Origin of the sequence: Gardnerella sp. DNF00257 (assembly GCF_049262745.1) — a bacterium.
GTDB lineage: Bacteria > Actinomycetota > Actinomycetes > Actinomycetales > Bifidobacteriaceae > Bifidobacterium > Bifidobacterium piotii.
Window position 1 is genome coordinate 1,173,250 of the sequence record NZ_CP058403.1, and the last position, 25,240, is coordinate 1,198,489.

Annotated in this window: 18 protein-coding genes, 2 tRNA genes and 1 riboswitch; of the genes, 8 read left to right on the top strand and 12 right to left on the bottom strand. The window is 44.2% G+C overall.

The genetic code is table 11. From position 1 onward, the window contains the following. Positions 1–110 precede the first annotated feature (110 nt). Positions 111–254: a hypothetical protein gene (locus tag HXT23_RS04500; protein WP_162861482.1), complete on the bottom strand. Its 144-nt coding sequence runs from the start codon at positions 252–254 to the stop codon at positions 111–113. A 113-nt stretch (positions 255–367) separates the two neighbouring features. Further along, a riboswitch (M-box (ykoK) riboswitch) is annotated at positions 368–528 on the bottom strand. Between the two features lie 508 nt (positions 529–1,036). Further along, positions 1,037–2,731 (bottom strand): glucose-6-phosphate isomerase, encoded by a 1,695-nt coding sequence (gene pgi / locus HXT23_RS04505; protein WP_004131739.1) that lies wholly within the window; start codon positions 2,729–2,731, stop codon positions 1,037–1,039. A gap of 335 nt (positions 2,732–3,066) precedes the next feature. On the opposite strand from pgi, the gene HXT23_RS04510 reads away from it, so the two are divergent. Together HXT23_RS04510 and HXT23_RS04515 are read left to right on the top strand one after the other, a co-directional pair. Continuing rightward, a tRNA-Thr gene (locus tag HXT23_RS04510) sits at positions 3,067–3,139 on the top strand. 36 nt (positions 3,140–3,175) lie between these two features. Then, positions 3,176–3,256 (top strand) — tRNA-Leu (locus HXT23_RS04515). 95 nt (positions 3,257–3,351) lie between these two features. On the opposite strand, the gene HXT23_RS04520 is transcribed toward HXT23_RS04515, so the two are convergent. The 3 genes from HXT23_RS04520 to HXT23_RS04530 form a co-directional block, all read right to left on the bottom strand. Next, positions 3,352–4,035, bottom strand: coding sequence for a non-canonical purine NTP pyrophosphatase (locus HXT23_RS04520; RefSeq protein ID WP_119529189.1), 684 nt, complete (start codon positions 4,033–4,035; stop codon positions 3,352–3,354). A gap of 75 nt (positions 4,036–4,110) precedes the next feature. Next, the gene (rph, locus tag HXT23_RS04525) at positions 4,111–4,875 is read right to left on the bottom strand and encodes a ribonuclease PH (RefSeq protein ID WP_020973255.1); all 765 of its coding nucleotides are present in this window, start codon (positions 4,873–4,875) and stop codon (positions 4,111–4,113) included. Between the two features lie 107 nt (positions 4,876–4,982). After that, the gene (locus HXT23_RS04530; RefSeq protein WP_410293992.1) at positions 4,983–7,040 is read right to left on the bottom strand and encodes an ABC-F family ATP-binding cassette domain-containing protein; all 2,058 of its coding nucleotides are present in this window, start codon (positions 7,038–7,040) and stop codon (positions 4,983–4,985) included. Positions 7,041–7,139: 99 nt separating this feature from the next. Between HXT23_RS04530 and HXT23_RS04535 the strand changes: the two genes are divergently transcribed. Beyond that, positions 7,140–8,294 (top strand): quinone-dependent dihydroorotate dehydrogenase, encoded by a 1,155-nt coding sequence (locus HXT23_RS04535; protein ID WP_422112758.1) that lies wholly within the window; start codon positions 7,140–7,142, stop codon positions 8,292–8,294. A gap of 57 nt (positions 8,295–8,351) precedes the next feature. Here the strand turns inward: HXT23_RS04535 and HXT23_RS04540 are convergent, their stop codons facing one another. The 5 genes from HXT23_RS04540 to HXT23_RS04560 form a co-directional block, all read right to left on the bottom strand. Further along, a complete protein-coding gene (locus tag HXT23_RS04540; protein WP_421778606.1) occupies positions 8,352–10,775 on the bottom strand; it encodes a transglycosylase domain-containing protein in 2,424 nt (807 codons plus the stop codon). Positions 10,776–10,854: 79 nt separating this feature from the next. After that, entirely contained in the window at positions 10,855–11,574 is a 720-nt protein-coding gene (locus HXT23_RS04545; RefSeq protein WP_116285544.1) for a Crp/Fnr family transcriptional regulator, read from the bottom strand. 30 nt (positions 11,575–11,604) lie between these two features. Further along, positions 11,605–14,163 (bottom strand): S9 family peptidase, encoded by a 2,559-nt coding sequence (locus HXT23_RS04550; protein ID WP_422112759.1) that lies wholly within the window; start codon positions 14,161–14,163, stop codon positions 11,605–11,607. 101 nt (positions 14,164–14,264) lie between these two features. Further along, positions 14,265–15,575 (bottom strand): App1 family protein, encoded by a 1,311-nt coding sequence (locus HXT23_RS04555; protein WP_422112760.1) that lies wholly within the window; start codon positions 15,573–15,575, stop codon positions 14,265–14,267. Continuing rightward, positions 15,559–17,079: a L,D-transpeptidase gene (locus HXT23_RS04560; RefSeq protein WP_016805671.1), complete on the bottom strand. Its 1,521-nt coding sequence runs from the start codon at positions 17,077–17,079 to the stop codon at positions 15,559–15,561. The genes HXT23_RS04555 and HXT23_RS04560 overlap by 17 nt, the downstream gene beginning before the upstream one ends. Positions 17,080–17,380: 301 nt before the next feature. On the opposite strand from HXT23_RS04560, the gene HXT23_RS04565 reads away from it, so the two are divergent. The 4 genes from HXT23_RS04565 to rpiA all read left to right on the top strand — a co-directional run bounded on the left by HXT23_RS04565 (position 17,381) and on the right by rpiA (position 22,637). Next, positions 17,381–18,508 carry a diacylglycerol/lipid kinase family protein gene (locus HXT23_RS04565; RefSeq protein ID WP_410293988.1) on the top strand — a complete coding sequence of 376 codons (1,128 nt, stop codon included), beginning with the start codon at positions 17,381–17,383 and terminating at the stop codon, positions 18,506–18,508. Positions 18,509–18,923: 415 nt separating this feature from the next. After that, on the top strand, positions 18,924–20,597 hold the full coding sequence (pgm, locus tag HXT23_RS04570; RefSeq protein ID WP_016805665.1) for a phosphoglucomutase (alpha-D-glucose-1,6-bisphosphate-dependent): 1,674 nt from the start codon (positions 18,924–18,926) through the stop codon (positions 20,595–20,597). Positions 20,598–20,722: 125 nt separating this feature from the next. Continuing rightward, positions 20,723–21,805 carry a ribonuclease H family protein gene (locus HXT23_RS04575; protein ID WP_050567894.1) on the top strand — a complete coding sequence of 361 codons (1,083 nt, stop codon included), beginning with the start codon at positions 20,723–20,725 and terminating at the stop codon, positions 21,803–21,805. A 133-nt stretch (positions 21,806–21,938) separates the two neighbouring features. Next, positions 21,939–22,637, top strand: a complete 699-nt coding sequence (gene rpiA / locus HXT23_RS04580; protein ID WP_016635466.1) for a ribose-5-phosphate isomerase RpiA — start codon at positions 21,939–21,941, stop codon at positions 22,635–22,637. A gap of 193 nt (positions 22,638–22,830) precedes the next feature. On the opposite strand, the gene HXT23_RS04585 is transcribed toward rpiA, so the two are convergent. Both HXT23_RS04585 and HXT23_RS04590 read right to left on the bottom strand, forming a co-directional pair. Further along, positions 22,831–22,920, bottom strand: coding sequence for a 30S ribosomal protein bS22 (locus HXT23_RS04585; protein ID WP_004268639.1), 90 nt, complete (start codon positions 22,918–22,920; stop codon positions 22,831–22,833). A gap of 147 nt (positions 22,921–23,067) precedes the next feature. Continuing rightward, positions 23,068–23,700, bottom strand: coding sequence for a hypothetical protein (locus HXT23_RS04590; protein WP_032815309.1), 633 nt, complete (start codon positions 23,698–23,700; stop codon positions 23,068–23,070). Positions 23,701–23,791: 91 nt separating this feature from the next. Here HXT23_RS04590 and radA point away from each other — a divergent pair, with 91 nt between their 5' ends. After that, positions 23,792–25,225, top strand: coding sequence for a DNA repair protein RadA (gene radA, locus HXT23_RS04595; RefSeq protein WP_410293986.1), 1,434 nt, complete (start codon positions 23,792–23,794; stop codon positions 25,223–25,225). The last annotated feature ends 15 nt before the right edge of the window (positions 25,226–25,240 follow it).

The following is a 25,240-nucleotide window of genomic DNA, read 5'->3' on the forward strand; positions in this document are numbered from 1 at the left end:
GTCCTCTGGTAACGCGTATTTTCTTTGAGAGCCGCTTATCACCACTATTTTGCGTAATCCTAATAAGGCTAGTAAGGCTAGTAAGCCTAATCAGCTAAATCACTAAATCACTAAACGCAAGTATTTTGGCGGCGATTGCTGGCTTTTTTATATTCAGGAGGAACGTCCGTACTACTACTAACACTGTCTGAATCGTCACTAACAGCGTTAACAGTATTAGCACTTTGATTACAGCCCGTACTGTCATGTTTCACAGCAATCACCTCCTCTAGCTTGTGCGCGCCAACGCAAAACCGTACTATCGCATCGTCATTGAACCGGACGGCAAGCAAGAAGACACAATGTGATTTACAAATCAAAAGAAATCAACATTAATCTTGTCGTTCAAGCTTCAGCTTCGCAGGGCGATGGCGTTGCATTAGTCGAAGCCTTGAAATCGACAACAACTGTTGACCAACTTGCAGTGTCTCCACTGTGTTGCGGCAGCAACCCGTATCCCCGTGGTAGCCTTACCTACCGACCGTGCTCATTATAAATTATCACCACTTTTAAGTCAACCTATTTTTGAATTGATTTCTCGCGCTACGATTTAAGCGCAAGTAAGGTAGAGATGCGAGATTTTTTGCAGCGGATGAAGCGAACCTCAGCATCTTTGATGGTGATTCGCTGAAGTAGCAAGAAAAATCGAGAATCTCGGTGATGAAAACTACGCAATTGTTCAAGCATGCAAGAGGGCTGGGTGATTCTTGGTCGAACAGTATAAGAGCGGCAGCCGATACCCAATAGCCCAATGACTCACCCTACAAACAAACTTCAACACAAAAACAAAATCAAAGCCAAATCGGAACAACCGCAACAACAAACCACACGTAATAGGCGGAGCGTTGTGAGACAAGAAACACCCAGCCCTCATACAACACCAAGCAGAGAATGTCGTTAGCTCGAAAAGTCAATTCGGAGAGAAAAAAGCCTCTTGACGAGTAAATACGCCAAGAGGCTTTAGATTAACAATCAAATAAGATTGCTACTCGCTCACTTACTTGCGATGAGCGCGGTAGAAGCGAATCAAGCTCTGCGTAGAAGCATCCTGAGCTGCCAAAGCGCTATCATCCTTAGAGATTGCAGGAGTAATCTGCTTTGCAAGCTGCTTGCCAAGCTCCACACCCCACTGATCGTAAGAATCCAAGCCCCAAACAGTGCCTTCAACGAAGGTGATGTGCTCGTAGAGAGCAATCAACTCGCCCAAGCTAAATGGAGTCAAAGCATCGCCAAAGATGGAAGTGGTTGGACGATTGCCGCTAAATACGCGAGCTGGAACAATCTCCTCTGGAGTACCTTCAGCACGAACTTCGTCTGCAGTCTTACCGAAAGCAAGAGCCTTAGTCTGTGCAAGATAGTTGCCCAAGAAAAGCTCGTGCACGTCTTGATCGCCATCTTTAGTAGGATTTGGCGTGTTTACAAAGGCAATAAAATCAGCTGGAATAAGCTGAGTGCCCTGGTGAATCAACTGGTAGAAAGCGTGCTGGCCATTGGTGCCTGGCTCGCCCCAGAAGATTTCGCCAGTTTCACTGGTTACAGGAGTGCCGTCCCAGCGAACCGACTTGCCGTTGGATTCCATAGTGAGCTGCTGCAAATACGCTGGGAAGCGATGCAAGTACTGATCGTATGGAAGAACAGCGTGGGAAGCAACCTTGTAGAAGTTGCGGTACCAAACGTTGAGCATACCAAGAAGAACAACAACATTCTTCTCGAATGGAGTCTCAGCAAAGTAGGTATCGATTGCGTGGAAGCCCTTCAAGAATTCCTCAAAGCGCTCAGGTCCTAAAACAACAGCCAAAGAGGTGCCAACAGCGGAATCAACGGAGTAACGGCCGCCAACCCAGTTCCAGAAGCCAAAGGCGTTGGTTGGGTTAATGCCGAACTCTTCAACCTTTTCGAGGTTGGTAGAAACAGCCACGAAGTGCTTTGCAACAGCTTCTGCCTTCTTTGCATCGCTGCCGTCGATAGCGCCGCTCTCCTGAAGCTTGTTAAGCAACCAGGTGCGAGCGCTACGAGCGTTTGTCAAAGTTTCCAAAGTGGTGAAAGTCTTGGAAACAATGATGAAAAGCGTGGTTTCTGGATCCAAATCCTTGGTCTTTTCTGCCATATCGTTTGGATCAATGTTAGAAACGTAGCGAGCGCTAATACCAGCGTCAGCGTATGGCTTTAAGGCTTCGTAAACCATGACCGGACCCAAGTCGGAGCCGCCGATGCCAATGTTTACAACAGTCTTAATGTTCTTGCCAGTAACGCCCTTCCAAGCGCCGGAGCGAACTTCGTTAGCAAAATCGTAAATGCGACCCAAAACCTCGCGAACGTCTGCAACGGTATCTTGGCCGTCTACAATAAACTTGCCAGCGTCTTCGGCTGGGCGGCGCAAAGCAGTGTGCAAAACTGCGCGGTCTTCGGTGTTGTTAATGTGCACGCCAGTGTACATTGCCTTAGTGCGCTCGTCGAGCTTAACAGCCTTAGCAAGGTTTGCGAAAAGCTTAAGCGTTTCTGGCTTAATCAAATTCTTAGAAAGATCGAAGTGGAGATCTCCAGCTTCGAAGCTCAACTTATCCACGCGATTTGCATCTTCAGCAAACCACTTCTTCAGGCTCACGCCTTCGGATTGCAACTCATCATAGTGCTTTTGCAATGCAGCCCATTCTGGGGTCTTAACGGCGTCAACTGGTGGATTGATGGCCATTTCTAGGTCCTTTCATCTTTATTAAGTGATGTGATGATTTATAAATGTTTTATATAAATGTTTTAAGTCTAAGCACAATCTTTGGCACACTTAAACACAATGCAAAATCATCATGAATCGTAAGCAAAAATCATAATGTAAACAAGTGTAAAAATGAGCTAAAGCAAGGCGCTTGCATCACATCTTCCAATTGCCAAGATACTCACAAAAGCGGACAGAAATACACTTTGACTAGAACACATGCGAACATTACGGCGCGGCGCACTAGACAAAATCGAAATATTCATATATAGTATTTGATTTGTGCGCGAGTCGCGAATGCTTCTCGGGCAATTGCCACTTTAGCTCAGTCGGTAGAGCGTCTCACTCGTAATGAGAAGGTCGACAGTTCGATTCTGTCAAGTGGCTCTTAAAAACCCATTTTTTGCCTGTTTAGGCGATTTCGCGCGAGTGGCGGAATGGTAGACGCGCAGGATTTAGGTTCCTGTGTCTTACGACGTGTGGGTTCAAGTCCCATCTCGCGCACATTTTGTAGTTTAATCGCAAGCAAAAGTTGCAAGCTTTAATCGCAAGCTAAAATCGTGAGTTTATCGCAACTATAATCGCAAATTAAATCGCAACTACTCAATAAACATCGCCTTTAACTCAGGCAAAAGTGCCCTCAAAGCGTTGCCGCGATGAGAAATCGCATTCTTTTCTTGCTGACTAAGTTGCGCGCTAGTTAAATCGTGCATTTGAACACCATCCCTAACGGGCTGATTATTTGGCACAAAAAGCGGATCGTAGCCAAAACCGTTGCAACCTCTAGGCTCACGAATCAAGCGCCCAACCATTTCTCCAACGCGAACAGTCTCAAAACCGTTGTTTTTCCACATAGCGTTTTCCAGATCCGCATCAACGCAGTCTTTAGGAACAGCAAGAGCCGCCGCGCATCTAAATCGCGCAGTTCGGCATTCGTCTGGAATATCTTCCAGCTGCTTAAGCAAAAGCGCGTTATTGGCATTATCGTCTCCATGAACCCCGCTCCAGCGCGCAGACAATATTCCTGGAGCCGCGCCCAAAACGTCTACAATCAAGCCAGAATCGTCAGCAACCGCAGGCAATCCAGTTCTTTGCGCAACGTCTCTAGCCTTGATTAGCGCGTTTTGCTCAAAAGTCACGCCTGTTTCCACTGGGTCTGGAAGCCCCAAAGAGCCAGCAGTAACAAGCTCAATATGCTCCGATATTTCCGCAAACTCTTCGTTAAGAATCCGCTGAATTTCAACGAGTTTACCCTCATTATGCGTTGCCACAACAAGTTTCACGCTCGCCACTCCTTAGTAATTTATCGAATAAACAGACATAAATTTTTATAAATTTTATTTAATTTTGACTTTTATTTAATTTTGACTTAAAGCTGCACGCTGAGCCGCTTGAAGCTCGCGATTCCCCTTAGATGCCAAATCAAGCAAAACGTTAAGCTCATCGCGATTAAACGGGCGATGCTCCGCTGTGCCTTGAATCTCAATAAAATTGCCCGAACCAGTCATAGCAACATTCATATCTGTCATAGCTTGACTATCTTCTACATAAGGCAAATCAAGCATTGGAGTGCCATTAATCACGCCCACTGAAACAGCAGAAACAGAGTCTTTAATAACGTTTTTAGCGCTGCGAATATGCTTGTGCTTTTCGGCCCAATTTAGCGCATCCACAAGAGCAACATACGCACCCGTAATCGAAGCTGTACGCGTGCCGCCATCTGCTTGAAGAACATCGCAATCGATTTGAATAAGGCACTCGCCCATTGCCTTCATGTCTATAACGCCCCTAAGGCAGCGACCAATAAGACGACTAATCTCGTGCGTGCGGCCGCCGATTTTGCCCTTAACAGACTCGCGATCAGTGCGCTCAGCAGTGGCCCTTGGAAGCATTGAGTACTCGGCTGTAACCCAACCTAAACCAGTGTCTCGCCTCCAGCGCGGAACTCCAATAGTAAAAGTGGCAGTGCACATAACGCGCGTATTTCCGCACTCAATAAGAACGGAGCCTTCTGGAACGTTTGTAAAATTGCGCGTGATTTTTACTGGCCGCAACTCGTCCACATCTCTGCCATCAAAGCGAATAGGTTTTACAGATTCCAACATATCCTTAATTTGAGCCATAATTCAACAATTTAGCACGCGGCATTAACTAGCACGCGGCATTAATCTTGCTAGCACGCAGCATTAATCTTTAGCAAAATCGCTACACAAAACTGTAGACTTTTGCATCAAATTTGCTCGCTAAGCGTAAGCCACTCTTCTTCTAACGCGCTAGACTCGCTTTGATTCGCTTGTAGCTTCTCGTTAAGCTCTTGCAAGCCAACAAAATCGCTAGGATCGTGGCTTGCCATTTTTTGCTCAATCGCGCTTTTTTCTTCCTCAAGCTTTTCTAGCTTGCGCTCTATTGCCGCAACTCTTCTTGTAGCATCGTAGTACGCTTTTCCGCTTAATTTTGCTTCAGATTTTTGATTTGATTTTTGATTGGATTTTTCCGCAGAATCCGCATCTAGCAAATCGCCAGCAACCGCACTGGAACCATCACTGGAACTCGCCTCAAAATCTGCCTTAGATTCTTGCATATTTGCGCGCTCATAGTCTTCCATAATCTTTAAATACTCGTCAACTCCGCCTGGAAGATGGCGAATCTTGCCGTCAATCAACGCAAACTGCTGATCAGTCACGCGCTCAAGCAAGTATCTATCGTGAGATACAACAATCAAAGTGCCTGGCCATGTGTCTAGTAAATCTTCCATAACTGCAAGCATGTCGGTGTCTAGATCGTTTCCAGGCTCGTCCATTATCAACACATTTGGCTCGTTTAGAAGAATCAAAAGCAATTGCATGCGGCGTTTTTGGCCACCCGAAAGGTCTGCAATCGGCGTCATAAGCTGCTCTGGCTTAAAACCAAGCCTCTCCATAAGCTGACCAGGAGTCACTTCTTTGCCGTCGATTATGTAGCTTGGCTTATATCGGCTCAAAACCTCTTTAACCTTATATTTTCCAAGCTTTTCCAGCTCTTCTAAGCGCTGAGAAAGAACGGCAAATTTTACAGTTTTGCCAATATTTACATGACCTTTAGTTGGACGCAAAGAGCCGTCGATTATGCTTAAAAGCGTTGATTTTCCAGCGCCATTAGCTCCCACTATGCCGAATCGGTCTCCAGGTCCTATTAGCCACGTTTGATTGTCTAAAATCATGCGGCCGCTAATCGTTTTTTGTAATGCTGCACACGTTTCTTTTAATGACGATTCTTCTTGCGATAATTGCGATTCTTGCGACTGCGCGGCTGCTTGCGATTCGTCTACAGAAATCGTAACGCTACCATCATGCATAGGCTGTGAAAATGGCGATTTTACAATATCTGCATCGACTCCAGCAGGCTTTGACGAATCCTCAAAAATTTGCGTAACGTCAATCAAATCAACAACTTGCTTGCCAAGTCGAGAAGTGGCCATTCGCTTTAACTCAAGCGTATCTCGCATTGGCGGAACGTCTGCTATAAGCTCGCGAGCTTGCTTAACGTGGAATTTTTGCTTTGTAGAACGAGCGCGAGCACCTCTAGAAAGCCACGCAAGCTCTTTACGAGCCAAATTCCGCCTGCGCTCCTCGCGAACATCCGCCTGGCGTTCGCGCTCAACGCGCTGCATCATGTAAGCGCTGTAGCCGCCTTCAAACGGGTCGATTGCGCCATCGTGAACTTCCCACATAGAAGAGCAAACTTCGTCTAAAAACCACCTGTCGTGCGTAACAAGCAAAAGCGCACCCTGACCATCTTGCCATCTGTGCAAAAGATGCTCCGCAAGCCAATGAATTGTAAGCACATCAAGATGATTCGTAGGCTCGTCCAAAGCCAAAATATCCCAATCATGCAGCAGAAGTCTTGCCAAATCCGCGCGCCTACGCTGGCCGCCAGAAAGCGTACCAACCTTAGCTTCAAGGTTGATTCCGCCCAAAAGAGCCTCCACAATTTCTCGCTGCTTTGAATCTGCAGCCCACTCGTAATCCTGGCGATTTTCTAGCGCAGCCTGGCGAACCGTAGCATTATCGTCTAGCGGGTCTCGCTGGCTTAAAATGCCAAAAGTTAGGCCATTTCTACGCGTAACTCTTCCCGAATCTGGGTCAATCGCGCCTTGAAGAAGCTTTAAAAGAGTGGATTTTCCATCTCCATTTTTGCCTACGATTCCTATGCGATCGCCTTCAAAAACGCCTTGAGTTACGTCTTTGAAAATCGTTTTTGTTGCAAATTCAAGGGAAACATGTTCTAGTCCCAAATCATAAGTAGGCATAACTCACAAATATAGCCGTGCTGCTATACCATTCGCAAAGGCAGGTCGATTCGCTTTTACCAAGATTGCAAAATGCTCAAAGTTGTATAGTATTGAATCATGAGTTACGTATCTGAAAATTCTTTACACAATGCTGTGAATCTTGCCGCAACAGACTTATTTACTTTTAGCTACAAGCACATTATTAAGCCACACTTAGTGTTTAACATTCCGCCAGACGAAGCACACGACCGCATGATTGCATTTTGCAAAATAAGCGAACGAGTTCCTGGATTAATGTGGCTTTTGCGACAAATGATTGACTACACAGATCCAATTTTACAAACGCAAGTTATGGGAGTGGATTTTGCAAATCCATTTGGCTTAAGCGCAGGACTCGATAAAAACTGCGACTTGTGCACAGTTCTAGACAACGCTGGTTTTGGATTTGAAACAGTTGGCTCCACAACCGCTCGTCCATGTGCAGGAAACGCTAAGCCTTGGTATCATAGGCTTCCGCAATATGATTCGCTTCTTGTTCATGCAGGTCTTGCAAACGACGGCAGCGAATTTGTGATTCCTAGAGTAGAAAAAGCGTGGACGAATGCTAAAAGCATGCAAATTTCTGTAAGCATCGCGCGAACTAACGATAATCTTGTTGGTGATTTAGACGAAGGCATTGAAGATTATCGCATATCCATGGAGCGCGCAAGCGGCAAAAGCTCGATGATTGAGGTTAATATTTCTTGCCCAAACACTATGGCTGGCGAGCCTTTTAGCAATCCAGATGCTTTAGATAAGCTTTTTAGTGTTTTAGACAAAGTTAGCAGGCCTCAGCCAACTCTTGTAAAAATGCCTTTGAACTTAAAGGGCGGATGGCCTCAATTTAAGTCTTTGCTAGACGTTTTAAGCGAGCATAAGGTTGATGGCGTAAGCATTGCAAATTTGCGCAAGAATCGAGATGGGCTAGACATTCCTGCAGATTGGCAAGGTGGAATCTCGGGTTCTCCAACATTTGCCGCAAGCAACGATCTTATTAAGCGCACTAGAAGCGAGTTTGGGTCTCGCTTTGCAATTGCTGGAATCGGCGGAGTATTTACCGCTGAACAAGCGTATCAAAAGATTAGAAACGGCGCCGACTTAGTTATGTTCGTTTCTTCTCTTATGTACAGAGGCCCTCAACAAATTACAACGCTAAAGCGCGGTCTTGCAAAAATACTTAGAAAAGACGGCTTTAATAGTGTTAAAGATGCTGTTGGAGTAGACGCGCTCTAGGCGACGAGTCACACTAGCAACAACACACACTAGCGACCACACGCTAGCGACCATACGCTAGCGAGTTCCGCCAGAATACGAGCTGGAGGTATCTCCACTGCTGGCGTTACCAGAATATTGGTCTTGCCTTCCGTCGCCCGTTGCGTAGCGTCCGTTTGTAGTTGCATCTTGTTGCGAGTTTTGATCACCTTGCGAATCCTGAGAGCCTTGCGCACTCTGGTCGCTTTGCGAATCCTGGCTTTGCTCTTGAGCTGCCTGTCTGCGCGCTTCTTCTTCTCTATCACGCTGCTGTTGCAACTCATACTGCCTGCGCATCTGCTCGCTAGTCAACGGCATTTTTCCGCCAGCCATATACTTTGGATCTGGTTTTCCGTAATCGTTATCCATAGGCGTGTTAGATGCCTTTAGGTACGTATCCATAAACTTTTTCCAAGCAGGCATAGCAATGTAGGTACCATACCATGTGCTGTGGTAGACGCCATTAATGCGCATGTTGTTAAAGCTCTTTTGAACTTCCGCATTTCCAACCGCAATAAACGCAGACACCTTATTTGGCACAAATCCAGCTGTTGCCATGTAAAAGTCTTCGTTAGTACCAGTTTTAGTAAACGTTTTTCGCCCACCTTCTAGCTGAGCCATATGCGCAACACCAGTTGGCTGAACAACGCCTTGATTAATAGCGTATGCTGCCGTTTGAGCAACCTTCTTTGGTATTGCTTGATGGCAATTAGCGCTAGGAACACGCAAACGCTTACCATTCTTGTCTACTACGCGCTTAATGGCTATAGGATCGCACTGAACGCCATTAGCTGCGATTGTTGCATAAACATTTGCCATTGTAAGCGGCGAAGCTTGCACAGCACCAATCAACATAGGAGGATTGAACGAGTTCTTAGAGAACACATCTTCTTGACCCAGTGGCGAATTGTGATACCCCAACGTTTTAGCTGCCTCCGCAACAGCACAAAGCTTAAGCTGGGTTCCCATTGCTGCCTGAATAGTGTTATGAGAATGAACAAGACCCATTAAAGGTGTTTCTGGGCTAACACTACCGCCACCAGAGTTTTGAACAGACCAGCGACCAATTCCACGATACCTTGCGCAAGAAAAATCAGTGTTGTTATAAAGCATGCTTGTTCTTAGAGGCTGATTAATCGACTTTCCAGCAAGCAACCAAGCAACAATGTTAATTGGCTTCCACGTAGAACCAATCTGCCAGCCTAAGCCTCCGCCGTCTCGCTCGTCTACAGCGTAGTTAATCGCAGTGTGCGTAGGGTCTGATTTTGCTGCATCTGTAGCATCGTAAATACGGTTGCTTCCAAATCCAAGTACTTCTCCAGTTCCAGGTTTAATAGCAGCAATCGAAACTTCAAAACCGCTTGGATCGTGTATTGGAACAGTAGCCCTAGCTGTATCCATTGCAGAAGAGTTTGCAAGAATATCCATTGTTGTGTAAATGTCTAATCCGCCTTCGTTAAGAAGCTTTTGACGCGCAACAGTGGTTTTACCAAACTCGCGTGAATTCAAGATTTTCTTAGTAACATAATCGCAAAAGAATGCAGCATCTCCAGCAGCTTGGCATCCAACATTTGCAACTTCGTGCTGAATATTAAGTGTATCTTTAATTGGAATTTTTACAGCATCATCATGTTCTTTTTGGGTTATAAAATTCTGCCTAAGCATTAAATCAAGAACAATATTCCTCTGCTTTTGAGATTCTGGCCAATTTTCTTCTATAGAAGGATCATACCTAGAAGGATTTTTTGTAATTGATGCAATCGTTGCAGACTGAACAAGATTAAGCTTTGCTGCCGTAGTATTAAAGTAGCGTTTTGCAGCAGTTTCTACACCATAAAGGTTATTACTACCGAATTGTGCAACGTTTAAGTAACCTTGTAGAATCTCTAGCTTTGAGTATTTTTTCTCCATTTGAATTGCGATTAGCATTTCTCGCAATTTTCTGGCAACAGTACTTTCTGCAGCGTGATATTCCGATATAGGATCGTTATCTTCCCTAGCTTTAATCATAAGAACGTTTTTAACGTACTGCTGCGTTAAGGAAGATCCACCTTGCATATCTGACTTTTTAATAAACGTTTGCACAAACGCACGCATAACGCCTTGAACATCTACGCCAGAATGTTCAAAGAATCGTCGATCTTCTCGAGCAACCATTGCTTGTTGCATGTATTGCGATATTCGCCTAAGCGGCACAACAGTGCGGTTTTGAGCATAAAAAGTGGCAATAACAGTTTTGCCATCGGAAGCGTATAATCGCGATTTTTGCGGCAATGCAGTAACGTCAAAATCAATGCCATCTACCCTAAGAGAAGGCACAACAGACTTAACAACGCTGTTTATGCTCATTACCCCTGGAACAAATAGAATACTAGAAGCCACACCACCTGCAACACACAAAGTGATGTACGTAAGAAACAGTGCGAGTACTCTACGAGTTGTTAGGGATTTCTTTTTAGGCATGCGTACTATTCTAGAGGCTTGCCTCTACGTTGCGGCACGCAAAAATCGCAATTTATAAGATTTGCGCTATTTGCGCGATTTATCTTTCTGCTCTGCGAATCAACATTCCAGGCTCGTAAATAATAATCGACCTTCCGTGCCTTTTAATCCAACCTCTTTGCGCAAAATCCATCAACGCTTTATTAACTGTTTCTCTAGAAGATCCAACCAATTGCGCAAGCTCTTCTTGAGTTAAATCGTGAGGAACAAGCACGCCTTCTCTAACAGGCTCTCCAAATCTAGAAGCAAGATTCAAAAGCGTTTTAGCTAATCTTGCTGGAACGTCCATAAAAACAAGATCAGAAATATGCTCGTTATTTGCCCTTAAACGCGCTGCCAAAACTTGAAGCATGTCTACAGCAACTCTAGGATGGTGACCTAACCAGTTAAAAAGTACTTCGTTTTCTAGCCACAGCACGCGAGTTTTATCTGTAATAGCAATCGCAGATGCCGTGCGCGGCCCACCATACGGGTCAAAAACAGGAATCTCCCCAAGAATTTCTCCATGTGTGTGAATGCTAAGCAATTGCACACGATTATCTCTAGAATGACGAACTAGCTTAACGCGGCCGCGCTCCAAAAGATACATGCGGCGATCCGTATCTCCTTCGTTAAAAATCGCCTGCCCCTTAGAAAAAACCGACTCATGCAAGTGTTCTAGCAGCTCCCTCGCTTGGTCTAGCGGCACTTGCTTAAATAACGCTGTATGCGTTAACGGAAGGTCTTCCACGTAGGGCTTATCTGGCTTTACTATTACCACAATCAGCCTCCAATGTGTTTTAAAAATATTCTACGAAATACCCATGGCATCTAAACACCACGCGTTTTCGTAACAAACTTCTTCCCACTTTTTATACCTGCCAGAGCCTCCGCCGTGGCCGCCTTCTGTTTCAATGCGCGCAATAGCATCCGCTCCAGCCGCCTGCAATCGCGCAAGCCACTTAAGCGGCTCCGTAACAAGAACGCGAGTGTCGTTAATCGAAGACGTTATAAGAATTTTTGGAAACTCTCCCTGCTCAATACGCTCAGGCACATTCTCGTAAGGCGTGTAAGACTTTAGATACACGTAATCTTGCGCATTGTGCAACGGGTCTCCCCACTCGTCCCACTCGGTAACAGTAAGAGGCAGTGAGTCGTCTAGCATAGACGTAAGCGCGTCTACAAAAGGAACATCCGCTTCGATTCCTGCGTAGCATTGCGGAGCCATATTTGCCACAGCTCCCATAAGAAGCCCGCCTGCAGAACCGCCATTTGCAACAGTATGATTTGCATCAGCATACCCTGCTTGTTGCAAAGCGCGCGTAACATCTACAAAATCCTCAAAAGTGTGTTTTTTGTTGCGACGCCTGCCATTCTCATACCACGCGCGACCCATTTCTCCACCGCCTCGCACATGAACTTGAGCAAAAAGCACGCCTCTGTCTAGCATGCTTAAACGCGCAACAGAAAAATACGGATCGCTGCTAATCTCGTACGCTCCGTAAGCGGTTATAAACATTGCATTAGTTTTTGCAACAGCGTCTTTTTTCCAAACTAGCGAAACTGGCACGCTCTCGCCATCTCGAACTTTAACCCACACTCGTTTTTCTGCGTAGTCGTTTTCGTTAAAATCGCCTAAAATTTTTCCGCGCTTAAGCAAAACGCTTTTACCTGTTGCTGGGTCTAGTTCTTTTAACGCTCCAAGAGTTGCGTAACTTGAGCAAGAATAACGTATTTTTGGCGCTTCATAACACGGATTTCCCGTTGCAACAATAAGGCTGATTCGACTATTTTTTGCTTGTTCAAGACTTATTTTAGATAATTCTTTGCGAGCGCTTGTGGAACGGAAGCTTGCGACTTTTGCGCAAGAATCGCTAGCCTCCAACGAATCGCAAGCAGAAAGCGAATCGCAAGAATCTTCCACAAACCCATCTTCTTTTACAAGACGGAATCTCCATGGGCAGCCAGTCTTAAAATCTTCAACGGCATTGCTTTTAGTCATAACTGCCAATTGAGGCAAGCCGTTTGCGCGGAAAGAAAGAGCAACGTAGTTTTTATAAACGCTTAAACCATCCACGCTCAAGCCGCGCAACCCTTGCAAAATCTTAGGATTTTGGCTGTTGTAATACGGCGCACTAATGGCTTTTTTACTCGCGCCTTTTTCTATTAAATCACCATTTTGACATCCGTATGGAGAACCTTGCGCAACGCAGATGCCTTCGCCAATGTTAAATGGCATTGAATCTGCAGAGTATTTTCGCAAATCTATAACATCAATTTGAAAATTAGGATTTTTAAGATTGTGGCTTACAAACATTAGAGGAATGTCTTTGCCATCTTGCCCAGCATTTTCAAAGCACGCAAACGAAACGTCGTATTCTACGTTTTCTATAGGCTTAAGCACCATTCTAAAATCGCCTTCTGGAGTGCTTAGAGGCAACATTAACACGCGTGAAGTGGTTTTAGAGCTGCTGTTTATAATAACGCTTCGCTCGTCGAAGCTTTCGTACACGCTAACAAAAAAGCGTTCGTCTAAATCTTCAAAAACTTTAACGTCATTTTCTACACTTGTTCCAACCTTATGCCTAAACACTTGGTATGGCCTCCAAGCACTATCTAAAGTTACGTAGAAAACCCATTTTCCATCTGGCGTTAAAAGCGCGGAAGATATGCCTTTTATGCAATCCGAAAGTGTTACAAAACTATTGTTATAGCGAGTGATGTAATCGGCGCTTTCGCTACCATTTTCTTCGATATTTTCGCCATTTTTGCAATCAAAATCGCCACTTTTATCCGCGCAAAAATCGCGAATATAAAAGTCAAATCTTTCATCGCCTTTAGAATCAACTCCAAACAGCATTCGCTTACCGTCTAAGCTAATATCCATTCCTCCAAGCTGAAAGAATCCGCCATTAAAACGGTTAGCTTCTATATTTGCGTCAAAAATAACCTCTTCGCATGGCGTTTGACCAGCATGAGCGTGCTCATCTATAACAGGCGGATTCCAATCATCTTCGCTCTTAATTTTCATACGGCATTGAACGCCATATTGCTTGCCTTCTTCGGTTCTAACGTAATACCAATAACCGTCCATGCGAGTTGGAACCGACATATCTGTTTCTTGAATACGGCTCTTTAACTCACTAAACAAATGTTTACGTAAAGGCTCTAAACTAGAAACGCGTTTGCTAGTGTACTCATTTTGAGCATCAATATACTCGCGCAACTCCTTGGATTTAGTGTTACTCATCCACGCATATTCGTCTACAAACACATCGTTGTGGAACTTACGAACGTAGTCAACTCGTTTTGCAAGAAGTGGCTTTTTAGCAGTATTAAAATCACTAACTTTTAGCGAATTATCTTCCATTTATAACCTTTACAATCTTTATGATCTTTACAATCTTAACAACACTAACAACTACAACACTTAAAACACTTAGAACACTTAAAATCAGTCTTTGATTAAAATCATTCTTTGCTATTAACAGAATCCATAATAAACGGAATCATAATATCTTCTAGCAAATTGCCATTTTGAGCAGCAAAGAATGGAACACCTTCAAAAGTACCAGCTGCACCCTTAGCTTCAACAAAAATATCATTGCAAGTTTTAGCAACTCTAGAAGATGCAAGAGTCACACCAAAATTCTTAGACATGCTTCGCCTAAAATCAACCAAAGTTGCGTCTTTTTTAAGCTGACGTATGCCAACAGCAAGAACGCGATTTGGGAATTTTTCAATGATTTTTGCATAAGTCGAAGGGTCTTTTTGACCGTCATCTCCAATAAGAACAAATCGCATGTCTGGAAAATCATCCATAAGCTGTTGAGCAAACTCAAGCTTGTGCTGTGGTCCAGTTGGAACAAAAGTCTTAGGACGCGGGTCTAAATCCCTAAGAAGAAGAGGCCCCGCAGGAAAACCTTCGCGCAAAATAAAGTGTCGGATTGAAGCTTCCACATTCCAAGGAGAAGTGGATAGGTAGAAGAAAGGAGTGCTAGGAATTGAATCCTTAATACGCTTAAAAAAGTGACTCATTCCATCAACAGCATGCCTATGTTCGGGATTCATAATAAGCAAATTGTAAGCAGCTCTAAGAGGAGAAGGCGCTTGAGTGACCATAATAGTATCGTCAACGTCGGAAATAATGCCTAAAGGCGTTTGCTCCGATATAACAAACATGCTTGCTTCAACAGGATTGCGATTATCAACCTTGTACGAAACCTTGTGCTCGCCTGGCAAAAGCGACCTTTCGGTAACCAAATCCAAGTAACCCGAACAATCCGAAACGCAATATTCTGCGCTACTGTTATATGCAGAATCTGGCTTATCGTAAACAGAAGAATCGCCAACCTGCGCCCATTCAACAGCGACGTCATCAATACTTAGAGCAACCTTAACGCGAATCGCAGGAACAACAAGCATTGCGTAAATACCGCGCTTTAACGCGGAATGATGTCCATTTTTAGGTGCTAGAACAGTTCGGCAAATCAAGCGCGCGTAGCGATCGGTACCGTAACCAATGTATGGCTCAACGCTAGGAAAACATCCAAAATGCCGAGCGATTTTGCCACTTATGCGCACCCAAAGTCCAAAGCTAGACGTTGCGAACTTTCTAGCAAATTGAACAATCGGAGGTTTTTTATCTAAGCGCTCTTCGCTAGAAGGAGCATCAAACAGCGTTTCTGTAACACGAACCTGAATCGGAGTGCTACTAACTCTTCTAGCTGCAGCAGGCAAATCGCCCTTCAAATTCGGTGCTTTATTAGCGAACTGGTCCATCTGGTTGTTCTCCAACAACTTCCACAACGGTTCCGCGAGGGCAGTTTTCAAACACCCACTTTGCGTCCTGCTCATACATGTTTATGCATCCATGAGAACCGTACTTTGCAGGGTATCCTTGAGATATACCAACATTGTTCCAAAGAGCGGTGTGGAATGAGATTCCGCCGTTAAAGTAGCTAACCCAAGTGATTCCAGGCAAGAAATACCTAGAGCCATTTCGGTTAAATCCGCGCATATCTTGCACTCGGTAGCGCAAGTAAATAAAGTACGTTCCGTTTGGCGTTTCGTAATAACCGTTTGAGCCACTGCAAACTGGGAATGTTTTAAGAAGCTGATCATCTTTGTAAACGCTTATTGTTTGGTTTGACTTGTTAACAACAACGCGCATGTCAACAGTCTTTTTTTCGATTCCAAACTTAACAACATTTGTTGGAACACTAAGCTTTGTATCTGCCGACTTTTCTACAGCTTGAACAACCTTGTTTGCAAAGTCTTTAGAATACTTAACTTCTATGCCATTTGCACCCTTAAGCGTTGTTAATATAAACTTTCCTTGCTTGTTATATGTATCTTCTTGGTCTACTTTTTGTTGATTAAGATTCTTAGCAAGCTCTTTAGAAAGCCATGCGTCGGCAGCAGACGAATCAACCTTGTACGAAATCTTCTTTTTTGCACAATCTGCATCAATCTTAATCCAAGATGCTAAAACAGCCTTTGAAAGCGTAAAATCTTTTGAATCGCCGTTGTCTAACGTAATTTTTTTAGATATCAAATTATTGAGTTGATCAACAGTTTTCTGCGCTACATCACGTTTAATTGGAGCTTCTACCTTACGAGAGCCAACCGTAACTTTTACTGTTTTACCAGGATTTTCTAGAACACGCTTAATAGCCTCGCGAACTGGCAAAGTTATGATTGTACGCCCTGGAACACCATCTTCTACAACATAAGAGTTAGAAGAAGAATCGAACTTAGCAGTATAAGGCATTGCCCTATCTTTTTCGCTAACAAACTTTTTAACAATGTACGCGTCCATGCTTTCGTTGTCTAACTTGGCTTTAAGTCCAACGTTTTCTTGCAACCAAGGCATAAGCATTGTAAACACATTATTGTGCTTTGCGCGCATAATGTTTTGCACAGTTGCGCTTTTATCTACGCTTACCGATAAGTCTTTAAGTGTTTCAACAGAGCTTTTTCCAGAATCGTCTTTAATCTCAATCTTTGTGTTTTCAATCGCCCTATTTACAGCATCTGTGACTTTTTCAACTTGAGCGCCCGAAACTTCACTGCTGCCAGCAAAATGCACTCCAGGAGCAACACGGTCACGGAAGTATGCTTGCGACCCTACAAAAGCTGCAACTACAAGTATTAAGAAAATAATAAACGAGTAAAGCAATACAAGCGCTGACTTATTGCCTTTAACACGTTTTTTCGATACTTCAAATTGTTCAGTATCGTCGGATTCAAAAACGCTCATATTATTTTCTTGCGATTCAGACATAACCTTAAACCCCTGCTAGTTCTACGCGCAAACGCACATTGTAAGTCTATCACTTGCTTAGCATATAAAAATCATATAAATGGCACTAACTAAGCAAACATGCCAGCGTCAAAATGTAGTTAAACGCATAATCAAGCTCATAATCAACGCGCTAATCAAATGCAGCAATCAAGCGCTTAATCAGACGCAGCAACGCGCGAAATAACGTAATAAGTGATGAAAATGTAAAGAAATAATCAAATTTTATAAATATTGTCAAAATAATGTCCATATCTTAAAGATGTGTGCAAGAATAATAAATATGCCAGATATGCCAATTCAAGCAACAATTGCGTTAATGGTGATTGTTTTTGCGCTAGTTTTTGCGCCATTCGTCATCATGATAGTTACGCGTACCCTGAAGAAGCATCATTTAGCAGAAAAACTGGCAGAAAGGCATGGAGACAGCGTTCACTACGCTTTTATACTAAATCCTTCTAAACCGCAAGCCGAAGAATACCGAAAAAGCATTAAAGATTACTGTGCTTCTAACGATTTTACGTACGAAATAATAGATACGCAGCTTAATAAAGACGGGCGCGAATGCGCGCTAGAAGCTTTGAAAAATGGCGCAAATGTTGTTGTTGCTGTTGGCGGAGATGGCACTGTTAGAACGGTTGCGAGCGCAGTTAGCGGAACAAACCACGCAATGGGAATAATTCCAATTGGAACGGGAAACTTGTTTGCGCGAAACATGGGGATTCCTGTAGACGATGTTCAAGCTGCGCTAAAAGTGGCAACTAGCCATGGATCTAGGTTTGTTGACGTTGGTCGCGTTTTTATACTCGACAAGCCGTACGAAGATCACGGTCATGCGTTCTTGATTATTGCGGGAATTGGATTCGACGCGCTTATGATAGACGACACTAATCCTGCGCTTAAAAAGAACATAAGCTGGCTTGCGTATTTTGTTGCAGGTGTTAAACACTTATTTGCGCCAAAATACCGCGGAGACGTTACTTTTACGCGCAAAGATGGAACGGATTACACGTCTAAAGCAATATCTTTCCGCACGCTTATGGCTGGAAATTGCGGCCAGATTCCAATGTTTTCACTTATGCCAGATGCAGCTTACGACGATGGCATACTCGACTTTGAGATTATTGACACTTCTGGCGGATTAATTGGATGGGCTAACTTATTTGGAGATGTTGTACACCAAACCGTTACAGGAAAAGCGCAACAAAGCCCACTTTCTACAAACTCCAAGATTGACCAATCGCAAGGTGTTGAAGCCGAAGTTAAGCTAGAACGGCCTGCTCCCGTGCAGGTTGATGGAGATATTTTGGGATACACAAAACACTTGCGTTTTAGTGTAGATAAACGAGCATTATGCGTGCGCGTGCCACAGAGTTTGCAATCTTCTTTAACTCAAAATACCGCAGTTTAGTCTACGATTTCAGCCGTTTAAGCGATACGCAATTGTTCAAGCACGTAAGAGGGCTGGATGATTCTTGGTCGAACAGTATAAGAGCGGCAGCCGATACCAAATAATCCAATGGCACACGCCTACAAACAAACTTCAACCAAAAACAAAAAATTAAAGCCAAATCGGAACAACCGCAACTATAGACTACACGTAATAGGCGGAGCGTTGTGCGAATCGACGACTTCGAGCTGCATAGCGCGCGAGAAGTCACCTCGATTCGCTGAGCTTGCTCAAAGTTGAAAGCACAGTGTGCTTTCAACGCAAGCGAGGGCGTGAGCGCGCTGTAACGCGCGAGCGTAGAATTAGCCAGCCCTCTAGCAACAGTAAACAGAAAAATACATTAGAAAATACCGCCGCCGTGGCAAAATAAAAAATTATGGTAGCAAAAAATGCGGGAATGCCCGCCACCCCAGAAGATCTAGTAGACGTTGACGCTTTGATTGGCGCTTACTACGATGAAGTTCCAAATTCCAATATTCCAGAACAGCGCGTTATTTTCGGCACGTCTGGTCACCGTGGTTCTGCATTAAAAACTTCGTTTAACGAAGCTCACATTGTTGCAATCACACAAGCCATTGCCGAATACCGCAAGAAGGCTGGCGTAACTGGCCCACTTTATATTGGTAGAGATACGCACGCTCTTTCGGAGCCTGCTCAAAAAACCGCTATTGAGGTTTTGGTTGCTAACGGAGTTCACGTTCGTGTGGATTCTCGCGGCGACTTTGTGCCAACTCCTGTTGTTTCTCAGGCTATTTTGACGCATAACCGCGCAGCAGATGGCACTCAGCGCTTTAGCGGAGACGGCTTGGCCGACGGCATTGTAGTCACTCCTTCACACAATCCTCCAACCGACGGTGGTTTTAAGTACGATCCTGTAACCGGCGGCCCTGCCCCAGCAGACGTAACTAATGCGATTGCAAACCGCGCAAACGAATTGCTCGACAATTACAAGTCCATTAAGCGCGTGCCTTTCGAGGAAGCAATCAAGTCTGATTTGGTTGAAGGCTTCGATTACCGCGAACACTACGTTAGCGATTTGGCAAACGTTATTGACTTCGACGTAATTCGCTCTAGCGGCGTGCGCTTGGGAATTGATCCACTCGGCGGTGCAAGCGTAAACTACTGGCCACTTATGAACGAAAAGTACGGTTTAAACATTGGCGTTGTGCGCCCAGATGTTGACCCAACTTGGCGATTCATGACAATCGATCACGATGGCAAGATTCGTATGGATCCAAGCTCCCCTTACGCAATGAAGGGCTTAGTTGATCAGCTTAACGCTGGCGCTTGGGATAAGTACGATCTGGTTGGCGGCACCGATCCAGATGCCGACCGCCACGGAATTGTGTGCCCTAACTGGGGTGTTATGAATCCAAACCACTACATTGCAGTGTGCGTGGAATACTTGTTCGGCGGCGCTCGCCCAGATTGGCCAAAGAATACTGCAATCGGCAAGACGCTTGTGTCTTCTTCTTTGATTGACCGCGTAGCTGCTTCTATTAACGCAAAGCTTGTGGAAGTTCCTGTTGGCTTTAAGTGGTTTGTTGAGCCTCTCTTTAGTGGCGAAGTTGCTTTCGGCGGCGAGGAAAGCTCTGGCATGAGCTTCTTGCGCAAGGATGGCCGCGTGTGGACCACCGATAAAGATGGCTTGATTCCTGATTTGCTCGCTGCAGAAATCACTGCAAAGACTGGCAAGAATCCTGCTCAGCTTCATCAAGACCAGGTTGCTCGCTTTGGCGAAAGCTGGTACAAGCGCGTAGATACGCCAACAACACTTGAGCAAAAGCAAAAGTTTGCAGCTCTAAGCGGAAACGACGTTGAAGCGACTAAGCTTGCTGGCGAAGATATTACAGCAAAGCTTACAGAAGCTCCTGGAAACGGCGCTAAGATTGGCGGTTTGAAGGTTACAACTAAGAACAATTGGTTCGCTGCTCGCCCATCTGGTACCGAGAACATTTACAAGGTTTACGCTGAGTCCTTCGTTTCTCCAGAAGCGCTAGATAAGGTGCTTGAGGAAGCTACTGCTGTAGTAGACAAGGCTTTAGCGTAACGCTTAATTGCGATTAGTTAAAATTGACTTAGGTTAGTCGAAGTTGATTTACGATTAGTCGAAGTCAACAGCTTCTATATGCGCTGGTTGCTATGCTGCCAGCGCATTTTTTGAAAGGTTTTACAATGATTGTTGTTTCTACAGACGGATCTGCTCTGGGAAACCCAAACGGATCAATGGGATGGGCTTGGGCAGACCACATAGACGAAGCAGGCAACGCTCACGAGCACAATCACACTGGAAACGCAGATGCAGGCGGAGCTACTAACGGCACGAATCAAATAGGCGAATTATGCGCAGTTCTAGAAGCTTTGCGCGCACACCCTGGAAGCGAGCCTTTAACAATCGAAAGCGACTCGCAATATGCGATTAATTGTGCAACAACCTGGATTCACGGTTGGAAAAAGAACGGTTGGAAAAACTCCAAAAAAGAGCCTGTAAAAAATGCAGAACTTATTCGCGCAATCGATTCGGAGATTTGTAAGCGCAAAGGCTCCGTTAAGTTTGTTTGGGTTAAGGGACACGCTGGAAACGCGGGAAACGAGAAAGTTGACGAGCTTGCTAGAACTTATGCTGAAGATTGCCGAAGCAAATTGAAGGATGGATATTTGCCATTAGAAGGATGGAAATCGTTGATTTCTTCTACATATTCAGATGGCGTTGACGTTCCGCAAGACGCAAAAATGCTATTGGATGGAAAAATTTCTAGTAGCGAATACCACATTGGCAGATGTGTTGGAGAAGATATTAATCCTGATTTTAATGACGATAATACGCGCGAAACAAGCCGTGAAACAGAGTGTGAAACATTTAGCGATGCTGCCACCACTCACTACGCAAACAACAACGCTGCTTGCGATTTAACTGCACAAATCATTAATACAAATGATGAATTGCCATCCACAGAAGAATCAAAAGACACAGACAAACCAAAAGGCACAGACGAATCGCAAGCAACCGAAGATTTGCATGAAAATAACGAATCACAAAATAAATCAGAACAAAAATATAAAGCAGTTCCAGGATTACGCGTATGCGGAACATTGCAATTCACGCCTGCTCCAAACACAAGCCCAAGTTTTAACGGGAATCCACGATTTATAACAGGCACAATACAGTTAAGCGGATACGTTATGCCAGACGGCACTTTTAACCTAGAGCCAAGCGAGTTTTATATGCAAACAAACGCAAACAAATGCGAAAAATAACAGAACAAAAATCTTAAAGCAGACTAATATGTAATATGTATGGAACAGATGCGATTAGCAATCGCTAAAAATCGCACATAATCGCGCAAAATAGCGTGGTAACAACCTGCCAAAAGCAAGAAAGTAGGCACAAATGGATAAAGCACAACAAGACGCGCTAAAGAAAGCAGCTGGCATTGAGGCCGCAAAAATCGTACAAAATGGCATGATGGTTGGACTTGGCACTGGCTCTACAGTGCGCTTCTTAGTAGACGAGCTTGGCCGCAGAGTTAAAGAAGAAGGCTTGAGCTTTACGGGAGTTACGACTTCTCGTCGCACGCAAGAGCAGGCAGAAAGCTACGGAATTAAGATTCTAGATATTAACGATGTTGACCATATTGACGTTACGATTGACGGATCAGACGAAGTTGATAAGAACTTTAACGGCATTAAGGGCGGCGGCGCAGCTCTTCTTTGGGAAAAGATTGTTGCAATCAACTCCGATCGCATTGTGTGGATTGTTGACGCAAGCAAGGTTGTAGACACAATCGGCAAGTTCCCACTGCCTGTTGAAGTGATTCCATTTGGTTCTGCTCAAGTGATTCGCAAGTTCGAGAAGCGCGGATACAAGCCAGTTTTGCGCTTGGATGCAAACGGCAAAGAAGTGCGCACAGACGAGAACAACTTTGTTGTTGACTTGCACTTGGAGCGCATCGACCACCCACAAGAGCTTGCTAAAGACTTGATTGAAACTGTTGGCGTTGTTGAACACGGACTGTTCCTTAACATGGTTGATACTGTGATTGTTGGAGATCCAAACGGCCCACGCACGCTTACAAACCCAAATAAGTAAACGGCATATCTAATATTTAACCAATCATTTCCCGAGAGTGTGCGTAAAATCCACTGTTTTACGTACATTTTCGGGAAATTTTTTACATTCTTCAATCAGGGTAATTTTCAATCGTAATAAAAAAAAGCGCTGGAAAAATCCAACGCTTTCAAAAGTATTACGTGCCCAAACGGGCAGGCGCGCCAAACAGCTATTACTTACGCTGATGACGAGTCTTACGCAGCAGTTTGCGGTGCTTCTTCTTGCTCATCCGCTTGCGGCGCTTCTTGATGACAGAACCCATCTGAAGCCTCCATTCATATGTAAAGTGTGCAACTTGCCTAATGTTACACCGTTTTGACGACTTTGGAAAATCCTAAAGCAAAGTTTTACAAAAACACATGCAAAACATATATAAAACACATGCAAAACAGCTTATATTTTGCAAATTTTACATTGGGAATTGCTTATAGAATCTTTCAACAGATTGCTTTGATCCAGTTAACTCAAACACAGCTGTGTCGTTTTGCCAAATGGCACTAGCTTTCGCTTTATTTCCCGACTCAGTCTTTAACACATAGCTGCCAGTGGTTTTTCCAGAAACTTGAATTTTTCCAGAAGCAACATCTACTCCACTTAAACCATCTAGCAAAAGCTCATATTGTTTATTCGCTAAGTCACGACTGCTCCATTGAGCAACAACAAGAGAAACGTCACTTCCAGATTCTCCAGTTGAATACTTAACTGTGTATTCTTCTAAAGGAGAAGCCGAAGACCATTTTGCGCTAGCAGAAGCATCAACACGCGCAAAATCAAGAACGGTATCTGGCATAGCTTTTAACAACGCAGTAGATGTGCTAGGCAAATCTTTAGCCTTAATAGATGGCGTTTTTGCAGAAGGCACTTGCGTTTTAGCAGGTTGCGCATTTTGCTGGTGATTTAACGCCCAACCTGGCCAAACAAACGCGGAAGCAATTGCCAAAACAACAACTATTAATGCAACAATAAGCACTTTTCGTAAATTGTTATGAGACGCAGAAAATCCTTGCGAAGAAGTAGAAGAATTATTTGTATAAGAATTCATTTTTTACCCCACATAACACTATTAAACATACTTGGATTATCTCACAAAAGTATGACGGTAAAATGTCTACAAATGCAGCTAGCGTCAAATCATGGCTGCAAAATCTTCTACTTATTACTTATGCTCCGAATGTGGTTGGAGTGGGTCAAAATGGTACGGCCGCTGCCCAGAATGTGGCGAATGGGGTACGCTAAGCGAGTTTAGCGAGCCAAAGTTGCAAAGTGGCGTTTCTAAAACTTTAAGATCGTCTAGAAATTCAAGAAGCGCAAAAGCTAACGCAATTGCATCATTAAGCCTTGATTCTAGCGTAGATGCACAGCCTATTAGCAATATTCAAGCAGATAATGGAATTAGAATACACACGGGATTTAGTGAATTTGACCGCGTTTTAGGTGGAGGTCTTGTTCCAGGGTCTGTAACTCTTATAGCAGGCGAGCCAGGAATCGGAAAATCCACTTTGCTTTTAGAAACAGCTGGAAAAGTGGCCAAAAATGGTGGCGAATCCAAAGAAAGCATAGTCCTATACATTTCTGGCGAAGAATCAAAATCGCAAGTAAAATTGCGCGCATCACGCATAAACGCCATAAGTCAAAATCTTCTTCTTGCTAGCACAACAGACTTAAACACAGCTTTAGCACTAATCGAAAAATATAAGCCAACACTTGCAATTGTTGACTCAGCACAAACCATTGTTTCTAGCGATGTTGATGGCATTACAGGAGGCTCCACTCAAGTTAGAGAAGTAGCTAGCGCGCTTATTGACGTTGCTAAAACTTGTAATATTCCAGTGCTTTTAGTTGGTCACGTTACAAAAGACGGCTCGATTGCAGGACCGCGCACGCTTGAACATCTTGTAGACACTGTTTGCCAATTTGAAGGAGATAGTCAAACGGCATTGCGCATGCTTCGTGCTGTTAAAAATCGTTTTGGACCTACAGACGAAGTTGGCTGCTTCGACATGAGCGGATGCGGCATTGAGGAAGTTCTGGACCCTTCTGGCCTATTCTTGTCTTCTAACGAGGATTGCAAAAACGAAGGCACATGCGTAACTCTTACATTAGAGGGCAATCGAAGCCTTGCTATTGAAGTTCAAGCGCTTGTTACAGACTCTGTTCTTCCTGCTCCTAGGCGTGCAGTTTCGGGAGTAGATGCAAACAGAATCGCTATGCTTACGGCAGTTTTATATAGGCATGGCGGATTAAATCTTCTATCTAAAGACATTTACGTTTCTACGATTGCTGGAGCAAAAGCAAAAGAGCCGGCTTGCGATTTAGCAATAGTGGCGTCTCTTGCAAGCGCTGCAAAAAATAAGCCAGTTTTGCCGTTTACGTGCGCAATTGGCGAGATTAGCTTAACTGGCCAAGTTCGCTCGGCTTCTAGAATGGAAACTAGACTTAAAGAGGCGGCAAGAATTGGCTATAAACGTGCGATTGTTTGCCACTTGCAAAAAAAGATTCACGTTGAAGGAATTGATGTAGTTGAAGTAAATAATCTTAAAGAAGCGTTGAGCTCGCTGGGATTGTAGAAGATTAATTAAAGG

Coding starts and splice junctions, on each gene's coding strand:
- pgm (WP_016805665.1), top strand. CDS start 18,924: ATGGTAGCAAAAAATGCGGGAATGCCCGCCACCCCAGAAGATCTAGTA.
- HXT23_RS04560 (WP_016805671.1), bottom strand. CDS start 17,079: ATGTCTGAATCGCAAGAAAATAATATGAGCGTTTTTGAATCCGACGAT.
- HXT23_RS04555 (WP_422112760.1), bottom strand. CDS start 15,575: ATGGACCAGTTCGCTAATAAAGCACCGAATTTGAAGGGCGATTTGCCT.
- HXT23_RS04590 (WP_032815309.1), bottom strand. CDS start 23,700: ATGAATTCTTATACAAATAATTCTTCTACTTCTTCGCAAGGATTTTCT.
- HXT23_RS04530 (WP_410293992.1), bottom strand. CDS start 7,040: ATGCCTACTTATGATTTGGGACTAGAACATGTTTCCCTTGAATTTGCA.
- HXT23_RS04550 (WP_422112759.1), bottom strand. CDS start 14,163: ATGGAAGATAATTCGCTAAAAGTTAGTGATTTTAATACTGCTAAAAAG.
- pgi (WP_004131739.1), bottom strand. CDS start 2,731: ATGGCCATCAATCCACCAGTTGACGCCGTTAAGACCCCAGAATGGGCT.
- HXT23_RS04565 (WP_410293988.1), top strand. CDS start 17,381: ATGCCAGATATGCCAATTCAAGCAACAATTGCGTTAATGGTGATTGTT.
- HXT23_RS04535 (WP_422112758.1), top strand. CDS start 7,140: ATGAGTTACGTATCTGAAAATTCTTTACACAATGCTGTGAATCTTGCC.
- HXT23_RS04540 (WP_421778606.1), bottom strand. CDS start 10,775: ATGCCTAAAAAGAAATCCCTAACAACTCGTAGAGTACTCGCACTGTTT.
- HXT23_RS04575 (WP_050567894.1), top strand. CDS start 20,723: ATGATTGTTGTTTCTACAGACGGATCTGCTCTGGGAAACCCAAACGGA.
- rph (WP_020973255.1), bottom strand. CDS start 4,875: ATGGCTCAAATTAAGGATATGTTGGAATCTGTAAAACCTATTCGCTTT.
- radA (WP_410293986.1), top strand. CDS start 23,792: ATGGCTGCAAAATCTTCTACTTATTACTTATGCTCCGAATGTGGTTGG.
- HXT23_RS04585 (WP_004268639.1), bottom strand. CDS start 22,920: ATGGGTTCTGTCATCAAGAAGCGCCGCAAGCGGATGAGCAAGAAGAAG.
- rpiA (WP_016635466.1), top strand. CDS start 21,939: ATGGATAAAGCACAACAAGACGCGCTAAAGAAAGCAGCTGGCATTGAG.